This window comes from Plantactinospora sp. A48, from assembly GCF_055793945.1.
Genome location: NZ_JBTIXF010000003.1, coordinates 96,530 through 117,752 on the forward strand (window position 1 = coordinate 96,530; position 21,223 = coordinate 117,752).

Below are 21,223 nucleotides of genomic sequence, written 5' to 3' on the forward strand. Positions count from 1 at the left end.
GGCTGTTGTGCCGGGCAGCTCCTGCTTCCGCTGCCGCCGGTTCGGGACTCGTCGGGTCGGTTCGTGTCCCTGCGGGGTGCCAGGTGATCCGGCGGCCTCGCGGTGAGGTCGTGATGACCACCGCCGGGGATCTGCTGGTGATCCGGCCCAAGCGGTTCGAGTTGCCGGTCTGGCTGGTGGTGGCCGGTCTGCTGCTGCGCTGGTCCTGGCGGGCGGTCCGCTGGTGCGTTCGGCATCCCGTCGTCACCGGCACGGCGGCGCTCGCCACCTGGCTTTACGCCGCGTACGGCTGGTCCGGCGTCGTGGTGCCCGTGGTCCTACTGGCGGCGGGGTCGGCGCTGTGGCGGTGGCGGGATGAGTCGTCGTGGTGGACCTGGCTGGCCGGGCCGGTGCTGGGGTCGTTGCGGCGGATGTTCGTGTACCGGCGGGTCTGGCGCGAGGCGATGACCCTGTGCGGGCTGGCCGACACCTACGAGCATCGCAAGATCCTGCCGGAACTCCTGCGGGTCCGGTCAGACCAGGCGCTCGACGTGCTGACCATCCGCATGGTCCGGGGCCAGACGCCAGAGCAGTTCCAGAGGGCCACCGCGAACCTGGCGTACGCCTTCGGCCGGCGGCACGCCCGGGTCTACTCCGAGCGTCCGGCTGATCCGCCGATCCGTACCGGCTATTGGCCGCTGCTGCTGGGCATGGTGGATCGGTGGCGGTACCGGGACCGGCCGACGGTGGTCTACCTGGCGTTGGTGCGGACGGATGCGTTGCGGACCACGGTGCCGCCGTTCCCGGTGCCGGCGGTGCCGGACTTCACCGCGTTGCCGCTGGCTCGGCGGGAAGACCTGCGTACCTGGTCGCTGTTCCTGCTCGCCACACACGTCCTGGTGGGCGGTGCCACGCGGCGCGGTAAGGGCTCGGTGCTGTGGTCGCTGGTCCGGGCGCTCGGCGCCGGGGTGGCCTCGGGGCTGGTCCGGTTGTGGGTGATCGATCCCAAGGGCGGGATGGAGTTCGCCCTCGGCCGGCCGATGTTCGCCCGGTTCGCCTGCAAGTCGTTCGAGGCCATGGCCGACCTGCTCGACGAGGCCGTGACCGTGCTGCGGGAACGCCAAACCCGACTCGCCGGGGCCGTGCGGGTCCATACGCCGACCGAGGATGACCCACTAATTGTGGTGGTCATTGACGAGATGGCGGCGTTGACGGCGTACCTGCAAGACGTCGAACTGCGGAAGCGGATCGCCGGATCGCTGGGGGTGCTGCTGTCGCAGGGTGCCGGGGTCGGCGTCCTGGTGGTGGCCGCGTTGCAGGACCCGCGCAAGGAAGTGCTGCCGTTCCGGGACCTGTTCCCGACCCGCATCGCACTCGGCCTCACCGAGTCAGCACAGGTGGACATGATCCTCGGCGACGGCGCCCGCAACCGCGGTGCCCTCGCCGACCAGATGCCGCGCTGGGCCAAAGGCGTCGGCTACGTCATCCTCGACGGCACCCCCGACCCGCTACGGGTCCGGTTCTCCTACATCACCGACGACGACATCCGAGACATGGCCCGGCGGTACCCGGCCCCGGGCAATGCCGCCGACATCCTCGCCCAGGTCGGCCGGGAAACCGCCACCGAACCGGCACGGATGCCGAAGCCACGCCCGGCGCTCGGGCCACTGCTGCCGGACTCGCTGCTGAACCTCCTCGACCGCGACAGACCCGACCGGGACAAGCCTCACCGGGACGGGGTCGACCGTGAGCGGGGAGAACGGCCGTGACCGGCCGCCGGTTCTACCGGCTGCGCGTCCCAGGACTCACAGGCGCCGACACCGCCATCTCTGTCCGGGTCGACCCCGACCGGCCCGACCCGTTCCCGGTCTACCTCGCCGTCGGTGCCGGCCGGCGTCGCATGTATCTCACCCCGGATGAGGCGTGGGCGCTGTGGCGCTGCCTGTCCGAAGCCGTCGCCTCCCTCGGCGACCCACCCGACCACGTCCGCACCACCATCCGCCCCGACCGGAGGTGACCGATGACCCACAATCGAGCCGAGACCGCCGCCCGGGTGCTCATCCTGCTCGCCATCGCAGGGATGGCCGGCGCCGCCGCATTCACCCACGTCCACGACCTGACCGTCGCCCACGGCCAACCCGACTGGATCGGCTGGGCCAACGCCGTCGCCGTCGAACTCATGGCCATCTACCTCGGCCTGGAAATCCGCGCCCGACGCCGCACCGACCGCCCGGTCCGACTCGTCGCCACCCTGCTCGCCGCCTTCGCCCTACTCTCCCTGGCAGCCCAGGTCGCCGAGGCGGAACACTCAGTGTGGGGCTGGACCGTCGCGGCCGTACCGTCCCTGGCGTTCCTCGCTCTAGTCAAGGTCGTGCTCTCCGGAAACCGACCTGGCTCAGCTCTGACCGACACAGCGCCGACCACGACGGGTACCGCGCCGTCGCCCGTCGTGGTCGACCCCGACCCGATGCCGGGCGAACCGGTAATCGACATCCGGCCGGCACCTCCAGCCGTACCCGTACCGGTGCGGGCCGGATCGTCCACCGTGCTACCTCCTCTCGGCGTTGTCCGACCCGTCGGGGGTGCTCGATGAGGCTCCGGCCGCTACCGGAACTCGTGTACCACCTCGATCAGGCCGACGATGTGCGCGTTGAACTCGTCCAGTTCCTCGGCCGGCACCCACAACTCCAGGATGGTGCTGCCGCCGACCTGCTGGACCGGGTACCGGCTCAGGAACTCCGACTCGACCCGGAAGCGGGTCACGTAGCCAACACCGGACGCGGGAACGTTCCAGTCCCGGGCGATCTTGATCGCGTAGTCCTCGTTGAGGACCGGATAGAAGATCGGCTGGTCCGGCAGGCGCGGCGGCCACTTGCGCCACCCCGACTCGCGGACGAAATCCAGCTCCTGCGGCCCGGTCGGGCGCCACAGAACCGTCGTACCGCCGTCGCTGCTCATGGTGACCTCGCCAAGTCCGGAAGGGTTGATCCCGGACGGTACCGGCGACCCGGTTGGCTTCTCCACGAGTTATCCGGCGGCCATCGGTCGGTCCGGGAGGTGGCCCGATGACTGCGCCGACCCTGCCCGGCCTCGAACCGACCGCCCCGACCCCAGCTGCGGATGTGCCTCGGCCGGGTTCCCGGGCGGCTCGGATGGCGCTGCCCCGCTCGGTCGACGTGCTCAAGGACATCGCCACCGAGTACGGCGTCTGCGTCCGACCGCTGGCCATGCGCCGTACCGACCTGCATACCGGGCAGACCGAGGTGATCGATCTGCCCTGCGGCGCCACTCGGGAGGACAAGTGTCCGCCGTGCGCCAAGCGGAACCGCAGGCTGCGGCAGGTGCAGATCCGCGACGGCTGGCACCGCACCGACGAACCCGTACCCGCGCCCGAGCCGGCCACCGACGACCAGAAGGCGTTGATCCTGCTGCGGGCGCACTTCGAGTTCGGCCGCGACGAGGCGGTCCGCGCCAGCCAGTGGGACCAGGTCGCCGACCTCGACGAAGCCATCCGCGAAGTCGAGGAAATGATCGCCGCCGAAGGACTCCGCGGCCGGGTGGCTCCGCCACACACCAACGGCGATGAGGACCAGGACGACGAGGACACCGGCCGGCGCCGCAAGCGGTCGACCCGGCGCCGGCAGGATGCTCCCGACCTGCCGCGCCGCAAGGTCGACCCGCGCACCGTCGGGCGCACCTACACCGCACCCGACGGCCACACCTACCGGCCATCGATGTGGCTGACCCTCACCCTCGACTCCTACGGCCCGGTGCGCCCCGACGGCACCCCGGTCAACCCCGACCGGTACGACTACCGCCGCGCCGCCTGGGACGCCGTCCACTTCCCCCGACTGCTCGACCGGTTCTGGCAGAACCTCAGACGGTGCGAAGGATGGAACGTCCAGTACGCCGGCTGCGTCGAGCCACAACGCCGACTCGCCCCACACGCGCACTTCGCCATCCGGGGCACCATCCCACGCGACATCCTCCGTACCGTCGCCGCCGCCACGTACCACCAGGTGTGGTGGCCAGCCACCGACGTCCAGGCGTACCCCCTCGATCGGCTGCCCGTCTGGGACGCCGACGCTGCGGCCTGGGTCGATCCCGACACCCGGCGGGCACTGCCGACCTGGACCGAAGCCCTCGACGCCATCGACCAGGACGACGACGCCGAACCCGTCCACGTCGTGCGCTTCGGCGCCCAGGTCGACGCCCGCGGCGTCATGCCCGGCACCGAGGACGCGGCCCGGACCGTCCGCTACATCACCAAATACATCACCAAGCAGGCCAGCGACTGCCACAAGCCGACCAGCGACCGGCAACGCGCCCACCTCGACCGGCTCTGGCAGCAGCTCCGGGTCACGCCCTGCACGGACCGGTGCGCCAACTGGCTGCTCTACGGTGTCCAGCCGAAGAGGGCGCACGCCAAGCTCAAGCCCGGCCGCTGCAAGGGGAAGGTCCACCAACGCGACACCCTCGGTATCGGCGGCCGGCGCATCCTCATCTCCCGCGACTGGTCCGGTAAGACCCTCGCCGACCACAAACACGACGCCCGCGCCTGGGTCCGCGCTCTACTCGGCGTCACCATCGACGCGGCCACCACCGAACCCGTCGACGCCCAGGGCGACACCGCCGGCCGGGTCACCCACGCCTGGGAACTCGCCCGACCCGACGACGAGGACGTACCGCCGCTCGCGCACCGGCTGCTGCGCTCGATCAGCGAACGAGCCCGGTGGCGCTCCGAGCTCCTCGCCGCCAAGGACCGGGCGGCGCACGAATCCCGAGATCTTTCGGCAACCGATCCGCTAACCGCCACGGGGAGGCACGATGGCTAGCGATGATCTTCTGACCGTTGACGAGGTGTTGGCCGAACTCCGGGTACCCCGCTCCACCTGGTACCTGTGGCGGCAGACCGGCAAGGCGCCCCGGGCGATCAAGCTGCCCAACGGGCAACTGCGGGTCCGCCGGTCCGCGTTGGCCCGGTGGCTGGGCGACCTGGAACGGGACGCCGCATGAGGAGCTACGAGGTCCAGATCTGGGACGTAGGGAAGCGCGCTGACCGGAAGGCCCGGCCCTGGCGGGTCCGCTGGGCGGTCGCCGGCCGCCGGTACGAGGAGATGTTCCGGACCAAGGCCCTGGCGCACTCGTTCCGGGCCGACCTGGTCCAGGCGGCCAACGCGGGGGAGCCCTTCGACCAGGCCAGTGGCCGACCGGCGAGCCAGGTCCGCGCCACCAACCCGACCACCTGGTACGCGCACAGCCGCGCGTACGTCCAGACGAAGTGGCCCCGGGCGGCGGCCAAGACCCGGCGCTCGATCGTGGAGGCGCTGACCTCGATCACCGTGACCCTCACCCGACCGACCCGGCGCGGCCGGCCGGCGACCGACCTGCTGCGGGAGGCGCTGTATATATACGGCCTCAACCCGCGCCGCTGGTCGGCGGAGATCCCGGCCGAACACGCGGCGGCGCTGGCCTGGCTGGAGAAGGAGTCGCTGCCGGTCGTCGAGCTGGACTCGCCGGCCATGGTCCGCCGGGTGCTCGACAGCCTGTGCGTACGCCTCGACGGCAAGCCCGCGGCGGCCTCCACCATCCAACGGAAGCGGGCCACCTTCTACAACGTCCTCGGGTACGCCGTCGAGCTGGGTCTGTTGACCGCCAACCCGGTCGACCGGGTGCAGTGGACGGCGCCCGAGGTTGCTCAGTCCATCGACCGGCGGGTGGTAGCGCATCCCGCCCAGGTCGCCGCGCTGTTGGAGGCGGTGAAATCTCTCGGCAACCGGGCCGACAAGGTCACCGCCTTCTTCGGCTGCCTGTACTACGCGGGCATGCGACCCGCCGAGGCTGCCGACCTACGCCGGGAGGACTGCGACCTACCCGGCCGGTGCCTGGACTGCGGCGCCGACTTCGACGACCTGGCGGCGGTACGCCCGTCCCGGTCCTGCGGGCACGAGAAGATCGAACACCGCTGGGGTCGGCTGGTGCTCGCCGGGACCGCGCCGCGCGCCGGGTCGCACTGGACCGACGATGGCGGCTCGCACGAGCGGCGCGGGCTCAAGCACCGGGCGCGGCAGGAAACCCGGACCGTCCCGATCCCGCCCCGGCTCGTCGAACTGCTGGCCGCGCACGTCGAGCACCATGGGCTGGCGCCGGATGGCCGGTTCTTCCGCGGCCTGCACGGCGGACCGCTGTCCGAGTCGGTGTACGACCGGTGGTGGAAGCTCGCCCGGCAGCGGGCGTTGACCGAATCGCAGGTCGTCTCGCCGCTGGTCCGCCGGCCGTATGACCTGCGGCACGCGGCGGCGTCGCTGTGGCTGAACGCTGGGGTGCCGCCGACCGAGGTCGCCCGGCGCCTGGGCCACGGCGTCGCGGTGCTGCTCCGGGTGTACGCCAACTGCATCGACGGGGGAGAAGCCACCAACAACGACAAGATCGGCGACGCGCTCGGATGATAGGGGATGAACTGGCTCTGGCATGCCAAACTGGCGGACGTGCTGAAGTCTCGTCGAGCCGCCTTCTGGCTGACGTCGGCCCTACTGACGGGGGCGGCTGCGGTGACGGCTGGGCTCGCAGTCCCCAACGCCTCTGGCAGAGACCCGCACGTTTGGATGCTAGGTGCTTCGGCCTTTCTCGGTGCGCTCGCAGCTCGGAGCGGTGGTGTCCATGTCATCACTGCTCAAAAAAAACCCGCGAAGGTAAGGTCTGTATTGGAAGGTTGCGGGCGTGGGCAGATGGTGGGCGGTTGGCCGCTCAGTGTCAACGCGGTGTAGAGAAACGGCAGGTCAGCGGCGCTGAGCCGGGCATGATCGCTGACGCCCTGTAAATCCGTCGCGAAAGCTTCAGAGGTTCGAATCCTCTACCCGCCACCAGGTGCGTAAAGAGGCCCCTGACCAGCGTTAACGCCGGTCAGGGGCCTCTTCGATGAGTCCCATCAGTTCTGCTCAAGCCCGCTCGATCTCGCTGGCTGTGGCACAGACGTGTCGCTGAGATCAGCTCAATTTCGGACTGCTCAGGCGGAGCCGACAGATTGCTGGGCCCAGTGGAAGAGATGCGGCAGTCGGGTTACGCCGGTTCGTCACGCGTGGCGAAGACCTCGCGGGCGGTGAAGGTGGCGTTCAGCGCGCGGGAGAAGCCGTAGTAGACCGCGGCGTGGAGCACCCGAATCGGGACGTACCCGCTGCGCCCGGCCCACTTCGGCATGCGGGATCGGCTGGCCGGTCGTCGGGACGTACCGGTCACCGGGACCGTGACCAGTCACGGACAGCCCGCGTCTTGCATCCCTGGTGAGGATGGCTGGATGCGCTGGAATGGTTGGGGCCGATCGCAACCGCTGCGGTGGGTGTCGTTGGAGTGGCCGGAACGGTCTGGACCGCGCACTCCAGCCGCCGGCATCAGCTTGAAGCAGTGCGGACGCAGGGAACGATCAGTGTGACGGTGGCCTTGGCGGCTGAGAAGCGGCTGGTCTCCGTCAGGTTCCTGCACCTGGCGCGAGCCGCCTTCCAGGATGCGATGTCTCTGCTTGCGTCCGGGGCCGCTGCGCCGATGGATGAAAAGTCTCTTCCGCCGCCGCCGGATGGGGTCACGTACACGGGGCGCTATGAGGTGGGAACGCCGTTCGCCGCGGCGATGGACGAGCTGAGCAAGTGTTACGACGAGGTGGTCATCCTCGGCGGAAGCGAGATCGGGACTCAGGCGACGGCAGTGATCTCAGCGATCAGCGGCTACGGCTGCGGTCTGCGAGACGTATGGGCCGTCCACCAGGCGTTGGGGGACCTGTCCTCGGCCATGCACGAGGACGCAACGAGGCCCGGTCTTCCAGACCCGACCGCTCGTAGTGGCTGACCAGATATGTGCGGGGGCACCCAGCCTGGGAGTGGGCGGGTTCCACCGGCGACAGCGCTTAGCGCCGCCGTGGCATCCGAGGTGGCCGTGACCGACCGCCATCTCCTGGCGGGCCCCGAGCCGGCACGGTTCCGCGCCGAAGCGGGGGATGGGTGCCGGAAGTCCGGTCGGCGGCTGCCGAATCGCCGGATAATGCGGAGGGCGGTCGCGGCTCAACCCGGGGGCGGCCGGCGGGGTGGTTGGACGCGGTCGGGAAGGAGCGGCAGTCGGATGCGCATGATGCATGCCGTACGGGCCCACGCCAGGGGCGGGCCGGAGCAACTCGTGTACGAGGAGGCGCCGCGACCCGAGCCGGGGCCGGGTGAGGCGTTGGTGGCCGTGAAGGCCGCTTCCATAACGCCCCATGAGCTCACCTGGCCGGCAACCTGGACGGACAGCATCGATGGGACCGGACCCGAGCGCACTCCGATCATCCCGTCGCACGAGTTCTCCGGAGTCGTCGTGGCGTCCGGGGCGGGGGTGGAGGGCCCCACCGGCGGGGAGGCGGTCTATGGCCTGATCCCGTTCACCCTGGACGGCGCGGCGGCCGAGTACGTCGTGGTGCCGGCGGATGTCCTGGCGGCCAAACCCGGCACCGTTGATCATGATCATGCCGCGTCGCTCCCGCTGGCCGCGCTGAGCGCCTGGCAGGCCCTGGTGGACCATGCTGACCTGCGGGCTGGTCAGCACGTGCTGGTGCACGGTGGCGCCGGCGGCGTGGGGATCTTCGTGGTGCAACTCGCGGCCGTCCTGGGTGCCCGGGTGAGCGCCACGGCCGGGGCGGCCGACCTGGACTTCGTCAGGGGTCTGGGTGCCGAGCGGGTCATCGACTACGCGCACGACCGCTTCGAGGATCACGTTCGGGAGGTGGACGTGGTCGTTGATCTTGTCGGCGGAGTCACGCAGTCCCGATCCTGGTCGGTCCTGAACCCGGGCGGGGTTCTGGTCAGCCTCTCCACGCCTCCGGATGAGCAGGAAGCGGCCCGGCATGGCGTTCGTGGGACGTACTTCATCGTCGAGCCCGACCGGAGTGCGCTGCGGTCCATCGCCGAGTTCGTCGACAACGGCCGGTTGAGGCCGGTGCTTGACCGTGTGCTGCCGCTGCGCGAGACACGCTCGGGCTACGAGGTGCTCGACACGGCCAAGCGGCGCGGCAAGGTCGTCATCCACGTGGCTGACTAGTACCGGTTCGTCCGGGCCCGCACGGCGGGCCTCCGGATGAGCGTCCCGGTCCGCCTCTGGAAGCTGCCGGTCACGGTGGATCCACAGACCGGCGTGGCGGACATGCTGCGGTGAAATCGGATTCACCACCTGTCGCTCTGGCCCGCCGGATCGTTATCCCGAGCGATCAGGTGGGGTACTTCGCTGTGGGTGAGACGGTCGCCACGGACACGGTTCGTGGGTCGGAGCCCGGCAACGTATTCGAACGGTGGCAGGCTGTTGATATCCCGCCGGGATGGGATTCATCGCGGCGTTCAGCGCCCGAGTCCGGTATCGATCGGCCGGATCCGGACCGTATTGCGGTCCGTACTCTCCGCAGAACCGGGGCGTGACCGGCACGCTGCGCGAATAACTGCGTATGCCAATTTCTGGCCAAGGGCATCCGTACGGCGACGGGCGGCCACCGTCCGGCGCACCGGCTGAGCCGCACCAACCGGGCGAACTGTCCGTCTCCCGGGCCGATCCACGGTGGCGGGACCCAGCCTCCGCGCGGAACGGAGCCCAGCTTCCAGCACGGCGGCTCGACTCACCGGGTACGACGACGCGGCCTTCCTTCGTGCCGGGACGGCCCCTGCTCCCGGGTGGGGACGACGGTGGCCGGGTCCGGGGCCGGGATGGCCCGGTCGGCGGATCGGGTCGTCCGGTTCAGCCGTGCCGGGTGTTCGGGTCGCGTCTGAGCCGGGCGAGGAATTCGGTGCAGGCTCCGGCCTCGGTCGGGAAGACCCGCAGGTTGGCCTTGTCCCCGGACTCGGTGTAGTAGACCTCCCAGCCGGCCGGGGCATGGTCGATCACGTAGCAGTTGCCGACTCCCTGGCCGCCGTAGAGGCGGTAGCAGTCGGGCCGGAAGCCCTCTCGGGGAAGCAGTGCTTCGAGATCGGCGCGCGTCGCGGGATCCGCATCCACCATGGGCGCCATCATGACGGGTGATCGTTGCGGATGCTGGCCGACGCCACGACCACGCGCGGCAGCGTCCTATCAACTGGACGGCATCGGGTCCGTGCCGTCGTGCCGGAGCGGCCGGGTCGGGCGGCCAGGGGCGGCGCGGTGTGGGTCGGATCGCACGGCGGGTTGTCCGGGTGTCCGGTCGGACCGACCCGGCTCCACCGGACGGCCTCATCGTGCGGTCCGTCCGGCGGTGTGCCAACCCCGCCTGGCGGACACTTCGCTGGTCCACGGTGAGTCCGAATTGCACTTTATGTAGATAGGGCGTTATTAGAGAGAATAGAGAGATTAATCCATAGTGAAGCTATGTGCGGCTCTTGGGACTTAGATGTGATCTTACTGCCTGCCCCAACTGTGATCTAAGGCGAAATTAAAGGTAATGGGGCCGCCTGGGGGATGTCCTACCTGCCAAACGGCCGGATCTGGGCTCCGGGACTGCGACCTCGGCCCGCTCCGGCTTTGCGGCCCGTTTCCGCTGTGGCACCATCATGGAACCTCCACCGTTCCCCTCGCTCAACTCTTTGATAGGAGCCATCGATGTTTATTCGACGGCTTAGCCGGCTCTTCGGCATCACCATGGCACTCATGGTGATGGTCGTCGTGGCCACTGCTGTTGCGGACGCACCTCAACTTGGCATCGAATGGGGCGCAAGCTTCGGATCCCTTCTCATCCCCTAATAGCCTGATCTGCGAGCCGGCGGACGGCGGCGCCTCCGGCAGGCGGGAGTTTGATGCGTGCTCACAGGTCGTCGCGGCGAAGGCCCGAGCACGCCTGGCTGATCACCGGGCCGCTCGCGGTCCTGGCGACGCTGTCCTGCGTGCTCCTGGGTGTGCTGCACACCCAGGAGCCACGCTGGTGGGCGCACGCGGCGGCGATCCCGCGGTGGTCTCTGTTCCTCGGGCTCTTCTCCGCTCTGGTGCTGGCCGGCATTCCGGCCCTGAGCCTGGTCATCCGCCGTCAGGCGCTCACGGTCTCGATCACCGAGATACCGATCGTGCTCGCCCTGCACTACCTGCCACCGCTGCTGACTGTGATGACTGTCACTCTCGCGGCCCTGATCGTCCAGCTCCGTCGCCGGGTCGGTCAGGCGAAGCTCTGGTTCAACGTCGCGAACTACGCCGCCGCGACCTCACTGGCCTGTCTGGTGCTGGTCGCGTTGCCGGCCCGCTCCGGGGTCGGTCCGATGACCTGGGCCGTCCTGCTCATCGCTGTCGGCGTACACACCCTGGTCGGCCTCCTCGCGGTCGGCGGTGTGATCACCCTGATCCAGGGCTGGCAGGCCGGCCGGGAGGTGCTCCAGACGGCGCCGCTCGCATCGCTCACGGTCGGCGTCAGCACCGCCGTCGGGCTGGTCATCCTGCTCGCCCTGAACACCACCTGGTGGTCGCTGCTGCCACTGGCCGCCCTCGGGGCCGCGCTGGTGCTGGTCTACCGGTCGTACGCGCTGTCGCTGCGTCAGCACCGGACGCTCGAGGACATGTACGAGTTGACCCGGGTGATGACCGAGCGGGGACAGGACGGAACGCTTGTCGACGCCATGCTCGGTCGGGTCCGGGCACTGATGCAGGCGGAGTACGCCACGCTCTGGCTGCCCGCCCAGGGCCGGCACCCCGAGGTGCTGCTGTCCGCCCGGGTGGACGACTCCGGTCTGCTGGACGTCGCACCGGTGCCGACGGCGCTGCGGGAGGCGGCCGTCAGGGATCACCGCACCGTCGCCATCGGTAGTCGACTGACCGGTGAGGGCGAACCCCGCAAGGCCCTGCGCGGCACCGGGGTCAAGGACGCCATCGTCGTACCGCTGCGTTCGGGGTCCGCCGTGATCGGGACCCTGGAGGTGGTGAACCGGCTCAGCGAGATCGGACACTTCCGCCCCGGTGACGTGCCGATCTTCGAAACCGTCGCCGCGCACACCGCGGTGGCTCTGGAGAACTCCCGGCTGGTCGACCGGCTGCGCTTCGACGCGTACCACGATGGTTTGACCAAGCTGCCGAATCGCCGGCGGATGACCGCGGCGCTCGGGGAGGCGGTCCAGGTCCGGGCGCCCGGCGAGGTCGTCGCCGTCCTGCTGTTCGATGTGGACGAGCTGCGCCGGGTCAACGAGACCCTCGGCCACGCCGCGGGTGACAAGGTGCTGGCCGAGGTCGCCGACCGGCTCCGCGCCTCGGCGCCGGCCTCGGCGCTGGTCGGCCGGATCGGCGGCGACGAGTTCCTGGTGATGCTGCGCCTGGACAACACCGGCGCGGCGCTCAAGCTGGCGGCGGCGCTGCGGGACCAGATCCGGGACCGGATGGTCTTCGGCGAGCTGACCCTGGACGTGGACACCGTGGTCGGGGTGGCGGTCCATCCGGACCACGGCACCGACCCGACCGTCCTGCTCCAGCGGGTCGACCTCGCGGCCACCGCCGCGAAGGCGGTCCCCGACGGGATCCAGCTGTTCAGCCCGGTACTGGAATCCCGGTCGATGCACCGGTTGAGCCTGGCCACCGATCTGCGCCGGGCCCTGAGCAACGACGAGCTGGAGGTCTACTTCCAGCCCAAGGTGATGCTGCACGACCGGCAACTGGTCGGCGTCGAGTGCCTGGCCCGGTGGGAACACCCGGCCCACGGTGTGGTGGCGCCGGAGGACTTCGTCGCGGTCGCCGAACACACCGGGCAGCTCGGCCGGCTCACCGAGGTGGTGCTCCGGGAAGGACTGCGCCGCAGCCGCGACTGGCCGAACACCGCGCGTCCGCTCAACGTCGCGGTCAACCTGTCCGCCCGTACGCTGGCCGATCCGCAGTTCCCGACCCTGGTCGACGGGCTGCTCACCGAGTACGGCGTGCCGCCCGAGCGGCTCACCCTGGAGATCCGGGAGTCCGGGGTCCTGGACGGGACCGAACGGCCGGTGCCCATCCTGCGCCGACTGCGCGAAATCGGCGTACGGCTGTCGGTGGACGACTTCGGCACCGGGTACGCCTCGCTGTCGTACCTGCGAAGGCTGCCCGTCCACGAGGTGAAGGTCGACCGGTCGTTCGTGCAGGGGATGGCGACCGATCCGGTGGACCTGGCCATCGTGAACGCGGTGGTGACGCTGTCCCAGCAGTTCGGCCTGGCCGTGGTGGCCGAGGGCGTGGAGAGTGAGCTCACCCTGGAGCTGCTGCAGGACATCGGCTGCCAGATCGGGCAGGGGTTCCTGTTCAGCCGGCCCCTGCCGTACGAGCGGCTCGCCGCCTGGGTGGACGCCCAGTCGGACTCGGAACCGCTGGCTCCCGCCGACGTCCGGCGGCTGCGGGTGGTCCCCTGAGGCGTCCGCCGGATGCGCCGTCCGGCCCCCGGCGGGGCCTTCCGGAGCCGCCGTCCCGGGTGTCCGGGCGTGCCGGGGGATCCGATTTCACCTCCGGCGCGACGCCGTGTACTCTTACCCCTGCGCGTCTCCGGGGAGATCGCGCAGGCCCCCTTAGCTCAGTCGGCAGAGCGTCTCCATGGTAAGGAGAAGGTCTACGGTTCGATTCCGTAAGGGGGCTCAGAGGGTTCAGCTGGACCCGTCCACGGCGGTGTAGCTCAGTTGGCAGAGCAAGCGGCTCATAATCGCTGTGTCGCCGGTTCAAGTCCGGCCACCGCTACTCTCGGGCGTCGGGCAGATCCCGGCGAATCCACCCATTCGGGCTGTCAAGGCCCGAGCGGGCCCGGTGCGACGGGCGCCACAGGCGCCCGCTTTGCGTGTTCGCGTGGGAAACGTCTACGCTGATACGCCGTAGCATCAAACCGTTAGCGAGGAAGGCGCCCCGCCGTGGCCAAGGCGACCGACATCCGTCCAAAGATCACTTTGGCGTGCGTGGAGTGCAAGGAGCGCAACTACATCACGCGCAAGAACCGCCGGAACGACCCGGACCGCATCGAGCTGAAGAAGTTCTGCCCCCGGGACGGCAAGCACACCCTGCACCGCGAAACCCGCTGACGTTCCGTCGGCCCCGAGGCCGACCCGCAGCAACCGAGAACGCCGCCCCGGGCAACCCGCCGGGGCGGCGTTTCGCGTTCGGCGCGGGCCGGGTTCCGGATCCGTCCCGACCCGCCCACGTCGGGATCAAGCTTGACCGCCCAGAGTGGGCGGGTCGGGTTTGGGATCCGTCCCGACTCGCCCACGTCGGGATCAAGCTTGACCGCCCAGAGTGGGTGGGTCGGGTTTGGGATCCGTCCCGACTCGCCCACGTCGGGATCAAGCTTGACCGCCCAGAGTGGGCGGGTCGGGACGGATCCCAAACCAGCGGTCGAGCCATCGCCACGGACCGGCGGACCACGTGTAGGTTCGCGGTCATGCCGTTGGACCCTTCCTTTGTCGGCCGAAGCTATCCGCCGAGCCCGCCGTATCAGGTGGGACGGGAGAAGATCCGGGAGTTCGCGCGGGCGATCGGCGCGACCGACCCGGCCCACCACGATCCCGAGGCCGCCCGGGCGTTGGGTCATCCCGACCTGCTCGCGCCGCCGACCTTCCCGTTCGTGCTCGCGATGGCCTCCAGTCAGCAGGTCGTCGAGGATCCGGCGGTCGGCGTGGACTACAGCCGGGTGGTACACGGTGACCAGCGGTTCTCCTACACCCGTCCCGTGGTCGCCGGGGACGAGCTGGTCGCGGTGAGCACCGTCGAGGAGATCGTCAGTCGCGGGGGGCATGACTTCCTGACCACCCGGACCGAGATCAGCACGGTGGCCGGCGAGCCGGTCGTCACCACCTGGTCCAAGCTTGTCGTGCGTGGGGAGGGCTGAGATGGACCTGCCGGTCCGGACGTACCGGGTGACCCGGGCGGATCTGATCCGCTACGCGGGCGCCTCGGGCGACTTCAACCCGATCCACTGGAGTGACCGGGTCGCCACCAAGGTCGGGCTGCCCGGCGTGATCGCGCACGGCATGTTCACGATGGCGCTGGTCGGGCGGGCGGTCGCCGAGTGGGCGGGCGCGGCGGACGCGGTGGTCGAGTACGGCGTGCGGTTCACCCGGCCGGTGGTCGTGCCCGACGACGACGAGGGCGCCGAGATCGAGGTACGGGCGAATGTGCGTCAGGTCACACCGGAGGGCTTGACGGTGCTCGATCTCACGGCGACCTGCCGGGGGGAGAAGGTGCTGGCCCAGGCACGGGCGAGCATCCGTACCCCCGGTTGACGGGTCGATGTGGAAGACACGGCGATGTCGGGCGAGGTACCGGTTGGGAAACTGGTGCCGCTACCCGTACACTGATCCGCCGTGGGGCAAGTGCCCCCCGCTCAGGCCCGTGCGCCTCGGGTGGGGACACCTACCCGCAAAGGGGTGTAGCTCAATTGGCAGAGCAGCGGTCTCCAAAACCGCAGGCTGCAGGTTCAAGTCCTGTCACCCCTGCGCCTTGGGCCTGACCGTTCCGCAGGGGTCGGAGTTCCGCCGGCTGTTGTCGGGACGGCGTGCCTACAACAGTGTGCGTCACCGACGTTCGAATTTCTCACCCCGCGACGGAGGGCGAAGTGGCCGACAGCAATCGGCGTGGCGAGGACGCCGCGGACGAGCTTGACGACCAGGTGACCGACGACGTCGTTGAGGACGTCGAGGAAGCCGACGAGGAAGAGCCGGTTTCGCGGGGTGGCACGGCCACCCGGGCGCGAAAGCGGGCCGGTTCGGCCGACAGCCGGCCGAAGGCCAAGACGGAGACCGGCCGGGGAGGAATCTTCGGTCGCTTCGCGCGGTTCTTCCGTGAGGTCGTCGCAGAGCTTCGTAAGGTCATCTGGCCGACCCGCAACGAGTTGTTGACCTACACCGCCGTGGTGGTCGTCTTCGTCACCGTGATCCTTACGATCGTGGCTGGCCTGGACTTCGCCTTCGGCAAGGGTGTGCTGTGGGTCTTCGGCAACTGACGAGCCGATCCAGCTGATAGTTACGGAAGTGAGCGAGCGTGCCTGAATACGACGAGACCGCCCAGCCGGCCGACGAGCAGTCCCCGGTGGCGACGGCGGCCGGTGACGAGTCGGTCGGGGCCGCCAGCGAACCGGACGTCGAGACCGGCCTCGAGCCGGAGCCCGACGAGGACTTCGACCCGGTCGCCGAGCTGCGGCAGAAGCTGCGGTACGCCCCCGGTGACTGGTACGTCGTGCACTCGTACGCCGGCTACGAGAACAAGGTGAAGACCAACCTCGAAACCCGGATCACGAGCCTCGACATGGAGGAGTTCATCTTCCAGGTCGAGGTGCCGACCCGCGAAGAGGTCGAGGTCAAGAACGGCAAGCGCCTCCAGGTGCAGAACAAGGTCTTCCCGGGCTACATCCTGGTCCGGATGGACCTGACGCCGGAGTCCTACTCCTGCGTGCGGAACACGCCCGGTGTCACCGGCTTCGTGGGTGCCACCGACCGGGCCGACCGGCCGGCGCCGCTGTCGCTGGACGAGGTGCTCAAGTGGCTGGTGCCGGCGGTGCAGACGGCCGAGCAGAAGAAGGCCAAGCCCGAGATCAAGGTCCTCGACTTCGAGGTCGGCGACTCGGTCACCGTCACCGACGGCGCGTTCGCGTCGCTGCCGGCCACGATCTCCGAGATCAACGCCGACCAGCAGAAGCTCAAGGTGCTGGTGTCGATCTTCGGCCGGGAGACGCCGGTCGAGCTGAACTTCAACCAGGTCGCCAAGATCTGACGTTTCGCCGGCCGGGCGCGTGACCGCGCCCGCCCGGCGAAGGCGGTTGGCGACCCTCGGCGAATCGGCTGCCGTCGGGCTGCGCTACTCTAGAACGTCGCCCGCGACGCGCTTGACCGTGCCCGCCGCTGGCGCCAGGTGCATATTCACCGGATCAAGCCCCAGGAAGAGACATGCCTCCCAAGAAGAAGCTCGTCAAGACGTTCACGCTGCAGCTGCCGGCGGGCCAGGCCACCCCGGCGCCGCCGGTCGGCCCGGCGCTGGGCCAGCACGGCGTGAACATCATGGAGTTCTGCAAGTCGTACAACTCGCAGACCGAGTCGCAGCGGGGCGACATCGTCCCCGCCGAGATCAGCGTGTACGAGGACCGGACCTTCACGTTCATCCTGAAGACCCCGCCGGCCGCCCGCCTGCTGATCAAGGCCGCCGGTGTGGCCAAGGGCTCGGGCGTGCCGCAGGCGGACAAGGTCGGCGCCGTGACCCGCGCGCAGCTGCGCGAGATCGCTGAGAAGAAGATGGCCGACCTGAACGCCAACGACCTGGACCAGGCCGAGAAGATCATCGCCGGCACCGCCCGGTCGATGGGCATCACGGTCAAGGACTGAACTTTCCCCCGGTACGTGGGAGGGCACGCCGAGGCGTGACCCGACAGACACCACAGGAGTAATTCGAAATGCAGCGCAGCAAGAGCTACCGCAAGGCGGCCGAGGCGATCGACAAGGACCGCCTCTACACGCCGGCCGAGGCCGTGAAACTGGCCAAGGACACCAGCGGCACCAAGTTCGACGCCACGGTCGAGGTCGCCATGCGCCTCGGCGTCGACCCCCGCAAGGCGGACCAGATGGTCCGCGGCACGGTCAACCTGCCGCACGGCACTGGCAAGACCGCCCGCGTCATCGTCTTCGCGGCCGGCGCCAAGGCCGAGGAGGCCGTGGCCGCCGGTGCCGACGAGGTGGGTACTGACGAACTGGTCGCGCGGATCCAGGAGGGCTGGCTGGACTTCGACGCCGCCATCGCCACCCCGGACCAGATGGCCAAGATCGGTCGGATCGCGCGGATCCTGGGCCCGCGCGGCCTGATGCCGAACCCGAAGACCGGCACGGTGACCATGGACGTCACCAAGGCGGTCCAGGACATCAAGGGTGGCAAGATCACCTTCCGGGTGGACAAGCACTCCAACCTGCACCTGATCATCGGCAAGGCGTCCTTCTCCGAGTCGCAGCTGGTGGACAACTACGTGGCCGTGCTCGACGAGGTCCTCCGGGCCAAGCCGTCGGCCGCCAAGGGCAAGTACCTGAGGAAGGTCACCCTGACCACGACCATGGGTCCGGGCGTACCGGTCGACCCGAACCTGGTGAAGAACCTGCAGGAGGTTCCGGCCTGAGCCGGACCTCGGCGGCATCGATCGGGGCGTCCCCAGCGGGGGGCGCCCCGATTCCGTTGTTTCTGCCACGATTAGCGGCGTGCGTTTCGATGAGGTGTGGGCCCGATACGGCCGCCGCGGCCCGTGGGTGCTGCGCGGCGTGAGCCTGGCGGTCGGACCCGGGCAGGTGGCCACAGTGCTCGGCCGGAACGGGGTCGGCAAGTCCACCCTGCTACAGGTCGCGGTCGGCGTGCTCCGACCGGATCGGGGCCGGGTGCTCGACCGGCCCGGGCGGGTCGGCTGGGTACCGGAACGGTTCCCCGCGGACCAGCCGTTCACCGTGCGGCAGTACCTCACGGCCATGGGTCGGCTGGCCGGGCTGACCGGCGCGACAGTCGTACCGGCGCTGGACCGGTGGGTCGAACGGCTCGGTCTGGGACAGTACCGCGACGTGCAGCTGCCGGAACTGTCCAAGGGCACCGCGCAGAAGGTGGGCCTGGCCCAGGCGCTGCTGGTCCGGCCGGGCCTGCTGGTCCTGGACGAGCCGTGGGAGGGCCTGGACGCCGCCACCCGGGATCTCGTACCCGAGCTGGTCGCCGAGGTGCTGGACGACGGCGGGATGGTGCTGGTGAGCGACCACCGGGGCGAGACGGCCCGGTTTCCGACCGCGATCAGCTGGATGGTCTCGGATGGCACGGTCCAGGTCGGCGGCGGGTCGACCGACGACGGCGGGTGGTCGGTGGTCGAGGTCGTGGTGCCGACCGCGCGGGCGGCCGGCGCCGTCGCCGAGTTGCGCGCCGCCGGCCACCAGATCCGGCGGGTACGACAGGAGTCGAGTCAGTGAGCGCGAGGAGCTGGCCGGGTTTGCCAGCCCCGCAGTCGTGAACGAAGGGTGGCTCAGTGAGCGCGAGGAGCTGGCCGGGTTTGCCAGCCCCGCAGTCGTGAACGAAGGGTGGCTCAAATGATCGCGTTGACCATGATGCGGCTTATGGGTTTCGTCCGGACCGGTCGGGCGCTGGCACCGCTGATCGCCGGGCTGGTCGTACTCGGGATCCTCAACGGCGGCGGTCGCGCCCAGGCCGGTGAGGCGTACGCGGTCTCCTCCGTGCTGCTGTTTCCGGTGCTGGCCTGGCAGTCGAAACTGCTGCTGGACATCGAGCCGGACGTGCAGCGCCGGCTGGCCGTGACGACGGTGGGCCGGCGCCGGGAGGTGGCGGCCGGGCTGCTGGCCGCGGCGTTGGCCGGGATCGTGACCGTGCTGCTCGCCCTGGCGGTGCCGTGGTTGCTCGGCGGAGTCACCACCCCGCAGCGGAGCACCGACGCGCCGCTCGGTGTGCAGCTGCTGCTCGGCGGCTGGGCGCACCTGCTGACGGTGCCGGCCGCGATCACCCTGGGCGCGCTGGCCAGCCGGGCGGCGACCCGCAGCGTGGCGTACGGGTTGACGGTGCTGGCCTGCGGCGTGGTCGGCGGGATCGTGCTGGGCCTGCCGCACTCGCCGCTGTTCTGGCTGGCTCCACCGCTGATGTCGGCCGCCCGGCTGACCGCCGGCACGGGCCACGGCGGCCCGCTCCCGGTGATCCTGCTGAGCGGTCAGGCCGTGCTGTGGTCCGCCGCGGCGCTGGCCGGGTACATCGCGCTGCGTCGCCGCTGGGCATGAGAAGCGTCACAGTCGGTCCGGGTCGGGACGGCGCCGCCAGGCTTCGCCGGGGCCCTTCCTCTCAAGAGATTTGGTGATGCCGGGCGGCCTCACGTACTCTTGCGGCGAAGTTCCACCCAGAGACCGCTGGTCACCGTGCTCCGGCACGGTCGAAGGCCCCGTCAAGACGGGCGACCCGCGCAGGGCGGTAAGCGAACACCGGCAGTGCGCATGGTCCGCCGACCATGTCCAGTGGTGCGGTCCGACGATCGCATCCAGCGCCGCCGTCCTCGCCCCGTGCGCCCTGCGCCGGGGCGTTTTCCGTTGCGCCGGTCGCTGTCGAACTCTCCGCCCGGGTGGGCCCGGTGCGGAGACCAGCATGACGCAACGAGAGAGGAGGGACATGGCGGACAAGCCGGTTCGGGCCGACAAGGCCACGGCCGTCGCCGAGCTCACCGAGCGTTTCCGCGACGCCGGCGCCACCGTGCTGACCGAGTACCGCGGCCTGACGGTCGCCCAGCTCACCCAGCTGCGGCGGTCGCTCGGTCGCGAGACGACGTACACCGTCGCGAAGAACACGCTCGCGAAGCGTGCCGCGACGGACGCGGGCATCAACGGCCTCGACACGCTGTTCACCGGTCCTACCGCGCTCACCTTCGTCGACGGCGACGTAGTCGAGGCGGCGAAGGGCCTGCGTGATTTCGCGAAGGCCAACCCGCAGCTCGTCATCAAGGGCGGGGTGTTCGAGGGCAGGGCCATCTCGGCTTCCGAGGTGACCCGGCTCGCGGACCTCGAGTCCCGCGAGGTGCTGCTGGCCAAGTTGGCCGGCGCGATGAAGGGCAACCTGAGCAAGGCCGCCGCCCTGTTCCAGGCGCCCCTGGCGAAGACCGCCCGTCTGGCGGCCGCCCTGCAGGACAAGCGCGCGGAGGGTCAGCCTGCCGAACAGGCCCCCGAGCAAGACCAGACCGCCTGACGCGGGCGCTCGCACACCCACCAGCCGCAAGATTTTTAGGAAAGGACGCCAGACATGGCGAAGCTCAGCACCGACGAGCTGCTCGACGCGTTCAAGGAGATGACGCTGATCGAGCTGTCGGACTTCGTGAAGCAGTTCGAGGAGACCTTCGAGGTCACCGCCGCCGCTCCGGTCGCGATGGCCGGCGCCGCTGCCGCTGCCGCCCCGGCCGAGGCCGAGCCGGAGAAGGACGAGTTCGACGTCGTCCTCGAGGCCGACGGTGGCAAGAAGATCCAGGTCATCAAGGTCGTTCGTGAGCTGACCGGCCTGGGCCTGAAGGAGGCCAAGGACCTGGTCGAGAGCGCGCCGAAGGCCGTTCTGGAGAAGGCCAACAAGGAGGCCGCGGACAAGGCCAAGGCCAAGCTCGAGGCCGAGGGCGCCAAGGTCACCCTGAAGTAGTTTCGCGACCGATGGCGGGTCGTTGAGTCGGCTCCGCCACCGCCGCGTGACGGGCGGTGATCCCCACGGGGATCACCGCCCGTCGTCGTTCCGCCGGGATCGGTCGGTTGAAAGACCGGTCCGACAACCGCCTCGGGCCTTGACGCGGCAGGCGGAGGCAGGCACGCTGACA

General features: G+C 69.9%; 23 protein-coding genes and 3 tRNA genes. 23 read left to right on the top strand and 3 right to left on the bottom strand.

What is annotated here, in order from left to right:
• Positions 1-113: 113 nt before the first annotated feature.
• Genes ACXN5W_RS03100 through ACXN5W_RS03110 form a run of 3 tightly spaced genes read left to right on the top strand, consistent with a single transcriptional unit; the run spans position 114 to position 2,572 of the window.
• Entirely contained in the window at positions 114-1,748 is a 1,635-nt protein-coding gene (locus ACXN5W_RS03100) for an FtsK/SpoIIIE domain-containing protein (RefSeq protein WP_473156593.1), read from the top strand.
• Complete coding sequence (locus tag ACXN5W_RS03105) at positions 1,745-1,996, top strand: hypothetical protein (protein WP_473156594.1); 252 nt, start codon at positions 1,745-1,747, stop codon at positions 1,994-1,996. The genes ACXN5W_RS03100 and ACXN5W_RS03105 overlap by 4 nt, the downstream gene beginning before the upstream one ends.
• A gap of 3 nt (positions 1,997-1,999) precedes the next feature.
• Entirely contained in the window at positions 2,000-2,572 is a 573-nt protein-coding gene (locus tag ACXN5W_RS03110; protein WP_473156595.1) for a DUF2637 domain-containing protein, read from the top strand.
• 11 nt (positions 2,573-2,583) lie between these two features.
• On the opposite strand, the gene ACXN5W_RS03115 is transcribed toward ACXN5W_RS03110, so the two are convergent.
• Positions 2,584-2,937 (bottom strand): hypothetical protein, encoded by a 354-nt coding sequence (locus tag ACXN5W_RS03115; RefSeq protein ID WP_473156596.1) that lies wholly within the window; start codon positions 2,935-2,937, stop codon positions 2,584-2,586.
• 107 nt (positions 2,938-3,044) lie between these two features.
• On the opposite strand from ACXN5W_RS03115, the gene ACXN5W_RS03120 reads away from it, so the two are divergent.
• The 3 genes from ACXN5W_RS03120 to ACXN5W_RS03130 are packed head-to-tail and all read left to right on the top strand — an operon-like array spanning position 3,045 to position 6,428.
• Positions 3,045-4,814 carry a replication initiator gene (locus tag ACXN5W_RS03120; RefSeq protein ID WP_473156597.1) on the top strand — a complete coding sequence of 590 codons (1,770 nt, stop codon included), beginning with the start codon at positions 3,045-3,047 and terminating at the stop codon, positions 4,812-4,814.
• Positions 4,807-4,995: a helix-turn-helix transcriptional regulator gene (locus ACXN5W_RS03125; RefSeq protein WP_473156598.1), complete on the top strand. Its 189-nt coding sequence runs from the start codon at positions 4,807-4,809 to the stop codon at positions 4,993-4,995. Before ACXN5W_RS03120 ends, ACXN5W_RS03125 begins: the two co-directional genes overlap by 8 nt.
• Positions 4,992-6,428 (top strand): tyrosine-type recombinase/integrase, encoded by a 1,437-nt coding sequence (locus tag ACXN5W_RS03130; protein WP_473156599.1) that lies wholly within the window; start codon positions 4,992-4,994, stop codon positions 6,426-6,428. The genes ACXN5W_RS03125 and ACXN5W_RS03130 overlap by 4 nt, the downstream gene beginning before the upstream one ends.
• A 610-nt stretch (positions 6,429-7,038) precedes the next feature.
• Here ACXN5W_RS03130 and ACXN5W_RS03135 read toward each other — a convergent pair.
• A complete protein-coding gene (locus ACXN5W_RS03135; RefSeq protein WP_473156600.1) occupies positions 7,039-7,176 on the bottom strand; it encodes a hypothetical protein in 138 nt (45 codons plus the stop codon).
• 150 nt (positions 7,177-7,326) lie between these two features.
• Between ACXN5W_RS03135 and ACXN5W_RS03140 the strand changes: the two genes are divergently transcribed.
• On the top strand, positions 7,327-7,818 hold the full coding sequence (locus ACXN5W_RS03140) for a hypothetical protein (RefSeq protein WP_473156601.1): 492 nt from the start codon (positions 7,327-7,329) through the stop codon (positions 7,816-7,818).
• A gap of 270 nt (positions 7,819-8,088) precedes the next feature.
• Complete coding sequence (locus ACXN5W_RS03145; RefSeq protein ID WP_473156602.1) at positions 8,089-9,039, top strand: NADP-dependent oxidoreductase; 951 nt, start codon at positions 8,089-8,091, stop codon at positions 9,037-9,039.
• Positions 9,040-9,723: 684 nt separating this feature from the next.
• Here ACXN5W_RS03145 and ACXN5W_RS03150 read toward each other — a convergent pair.
• Positions 9,724-9,984 carry a hypothetical protein gene (locus tag ACXN5W_RS03150; RefSeq protein WP_473156603.1) on the bottom strand — a complete coding sequence of 87 codons (261 nt, stop codon included), beginning with the start codon at positions 9,982-9,984 and terminating at the stop codon, positions 9,724-9,726.
• Between the two features lie 767 nt (positions 9,985-10,751).
• Here ACXN5W_RS03150 and ACXN5W_RS03155 point away from each other — a divergent pair.
• The 15 genes from ACXN5W_RS03155 (at position 10,752) to rplL (ending at position 21,051) form a co-directional block, all read left to right on the top strand.
• Positions 10,752-13,304 carry a putative bifunctional diguanylate cyclase/phosphodiesterase gene (locus ACXN5W_RS03155; protein ID WP_473156604.1) on the top strand — a complete coding sequence of 851 codons (2,553 nt, stop codon included), beginning with the start codon at positions 10,752-10,754 and terminating at the stop codon, positions 13,302-13,304.
• A gap of 147 nt (positions 13,305-13,451) precedes the next feature.
• Positions 13,452-13,524, top strand: a tRNA-Thr gene (locus ACXN5W_RS03160).
• Positions 13,525-13,550: 26 nt separating this feature from the next.
• Positions 13,551-13,623 (top strand) — tRNA-Met (locus ACXN5W_RS03165).
• A 167-nt stretch (positions 13,624-13,790) separates the two neighbouring features.
• On the top strand, positions 13,791-13,958 hold the full coding sequence (gene rpmG, locus ACXN5W_RS03170) for a 50S ribosomal protein L33 (RefSeq protein ID WP_095563668.1): 168 nt from the start codon (positions 13,791-13,793) through the stop codon (positions 13,956-13,958).
• A gap of 356 nt (positions 13,959-14,314) precedes the next feature.
• Positions 14,315-14,761 (top strand): FAS1-like dehydratase domain-containing protein, encoded by a 447-nt coding sequence (locus ACXN5W_RS03175; protein ID WP_473156605.1) that lies wholly within the window; start codon positions 14,315-14,317, stop codon positions 14,759-14,761.
• Between the two features lies 1 nt (position 14,762).
• A complete protein-coding gene (locus ACXN5W_RS03180; protein ID WP_473156606.1) occupies positions 14,763-15,155 on the top strand; it encodes a MaoC/PaaZ C-terminal domain-containing protein in 393 nt (130 codons plus the stop codon).
• A 140-nt stretch (positions 15,156-15,295) separates the two neighbouring features.
• A tRNA-Trp gene (locus ACXN5W_RS03185) sits at positions 15,296-15,368 on the top strand.
• A gap of 119 nt (positions 15,369-15,487) precedes the next feature.
• Entirely contained in the window at positions 15,488-15,874 is a 387-nt protein-coding gene (gene secE / locus ACXN5W_RS03190; protein WP_473156686.1) for a preprotein translocase subunit SecE, read from the top strand.
• Between the two features lie 38 nt (positions 15,875-15,912).
• Positions 15,913-16,641: a transcription termination/antitermination protein NusG gene (gene nusG / locus ACXN5W_RS03195; RefSeq protein ID WP_473156607.1), complete on the top strand. Its 729-nt coding sequence runs from the start codon at positions 15,913-15,915 to the stop codon at positions 16,639-16,641.
• Between the two features lie 173 nt (positions 16,642-16,814).
• Positions 16,815-17,246: a 50S ribosomal protein L11 gene (gene rplK, locus ACXN5W_RS03200; protein ID WP_473156608.1), complete on the top strand. Its 432-nt coding sequence runs from the start codon at positions 16,815-16,817 to the stop codon at positions 17,244-17,246.
• A gap of 68 nt (positions 17,247-17,314) precedes the next feature.
• Complete coding sequence (rplA, locus tag ACXN5W_RS03205; protein WP_473156609.1) at positions 17,315-18,025, top strand: 50S ribosomal protein L1; 711 nt, start codon at positions 17,315-17,317, stop codon at positions 18,023-18,025.
• A 79-nt stretch (positions 18,026-18,104) separates the two neighbouring features.
• The gene (locus ACXN5W_RS03210) at positions 18,105-18,848 is read left to right on the top strand and encodes an ATP-binding cassette domain-containing protein (protein WP_473156610.1); all 744 of its coding nucleotides are present in this window, start codon (positions 18,105-18,107) and stop codon (positions 18,846-18,848) included.
• 117 nt (positions 18,849-18,965) lie between these two features.
• On the top strand, positions 18,966-19,661 hold the full coding sequence (locus tag ACXN5W_RS03215; RefSeq protein WP_473156611.1) for a hypothetical protein: 696 nt from the start codon (positions 18,966-18,968) through the stop codon (positions 19,659-19,661).
• A 382-nt stretch (positions 19,662-20,043) separates the two neighbouring features.
• Positions 20,044-20,613: a 50S ribosomal protein L10 gene (gene rplJ / locus ACXN5W_RS03220; protein WP_473156612.1), complete on the top strand. Its 570-nt coding sequence runs from the start codon at positions 20,044-20,046 to the stop codon at positions 20,611-20,613.
• Positions 20,614-20,667: 54 nt separating this feature from the next.
• Positions 20,668-21,051, top strand: coding sequence for a 50S ribosomal protein L7/L12 (gene rplL, locus ACXN5W_RS03225; RefSeq protein ID WP_473156613.1), 384 nt, complete (start codon positions 20,668-20,670; stop codon positions 21,049-21,051).
• Positions 21,052-21,223 lie beyond the last annotated feature (172 nt).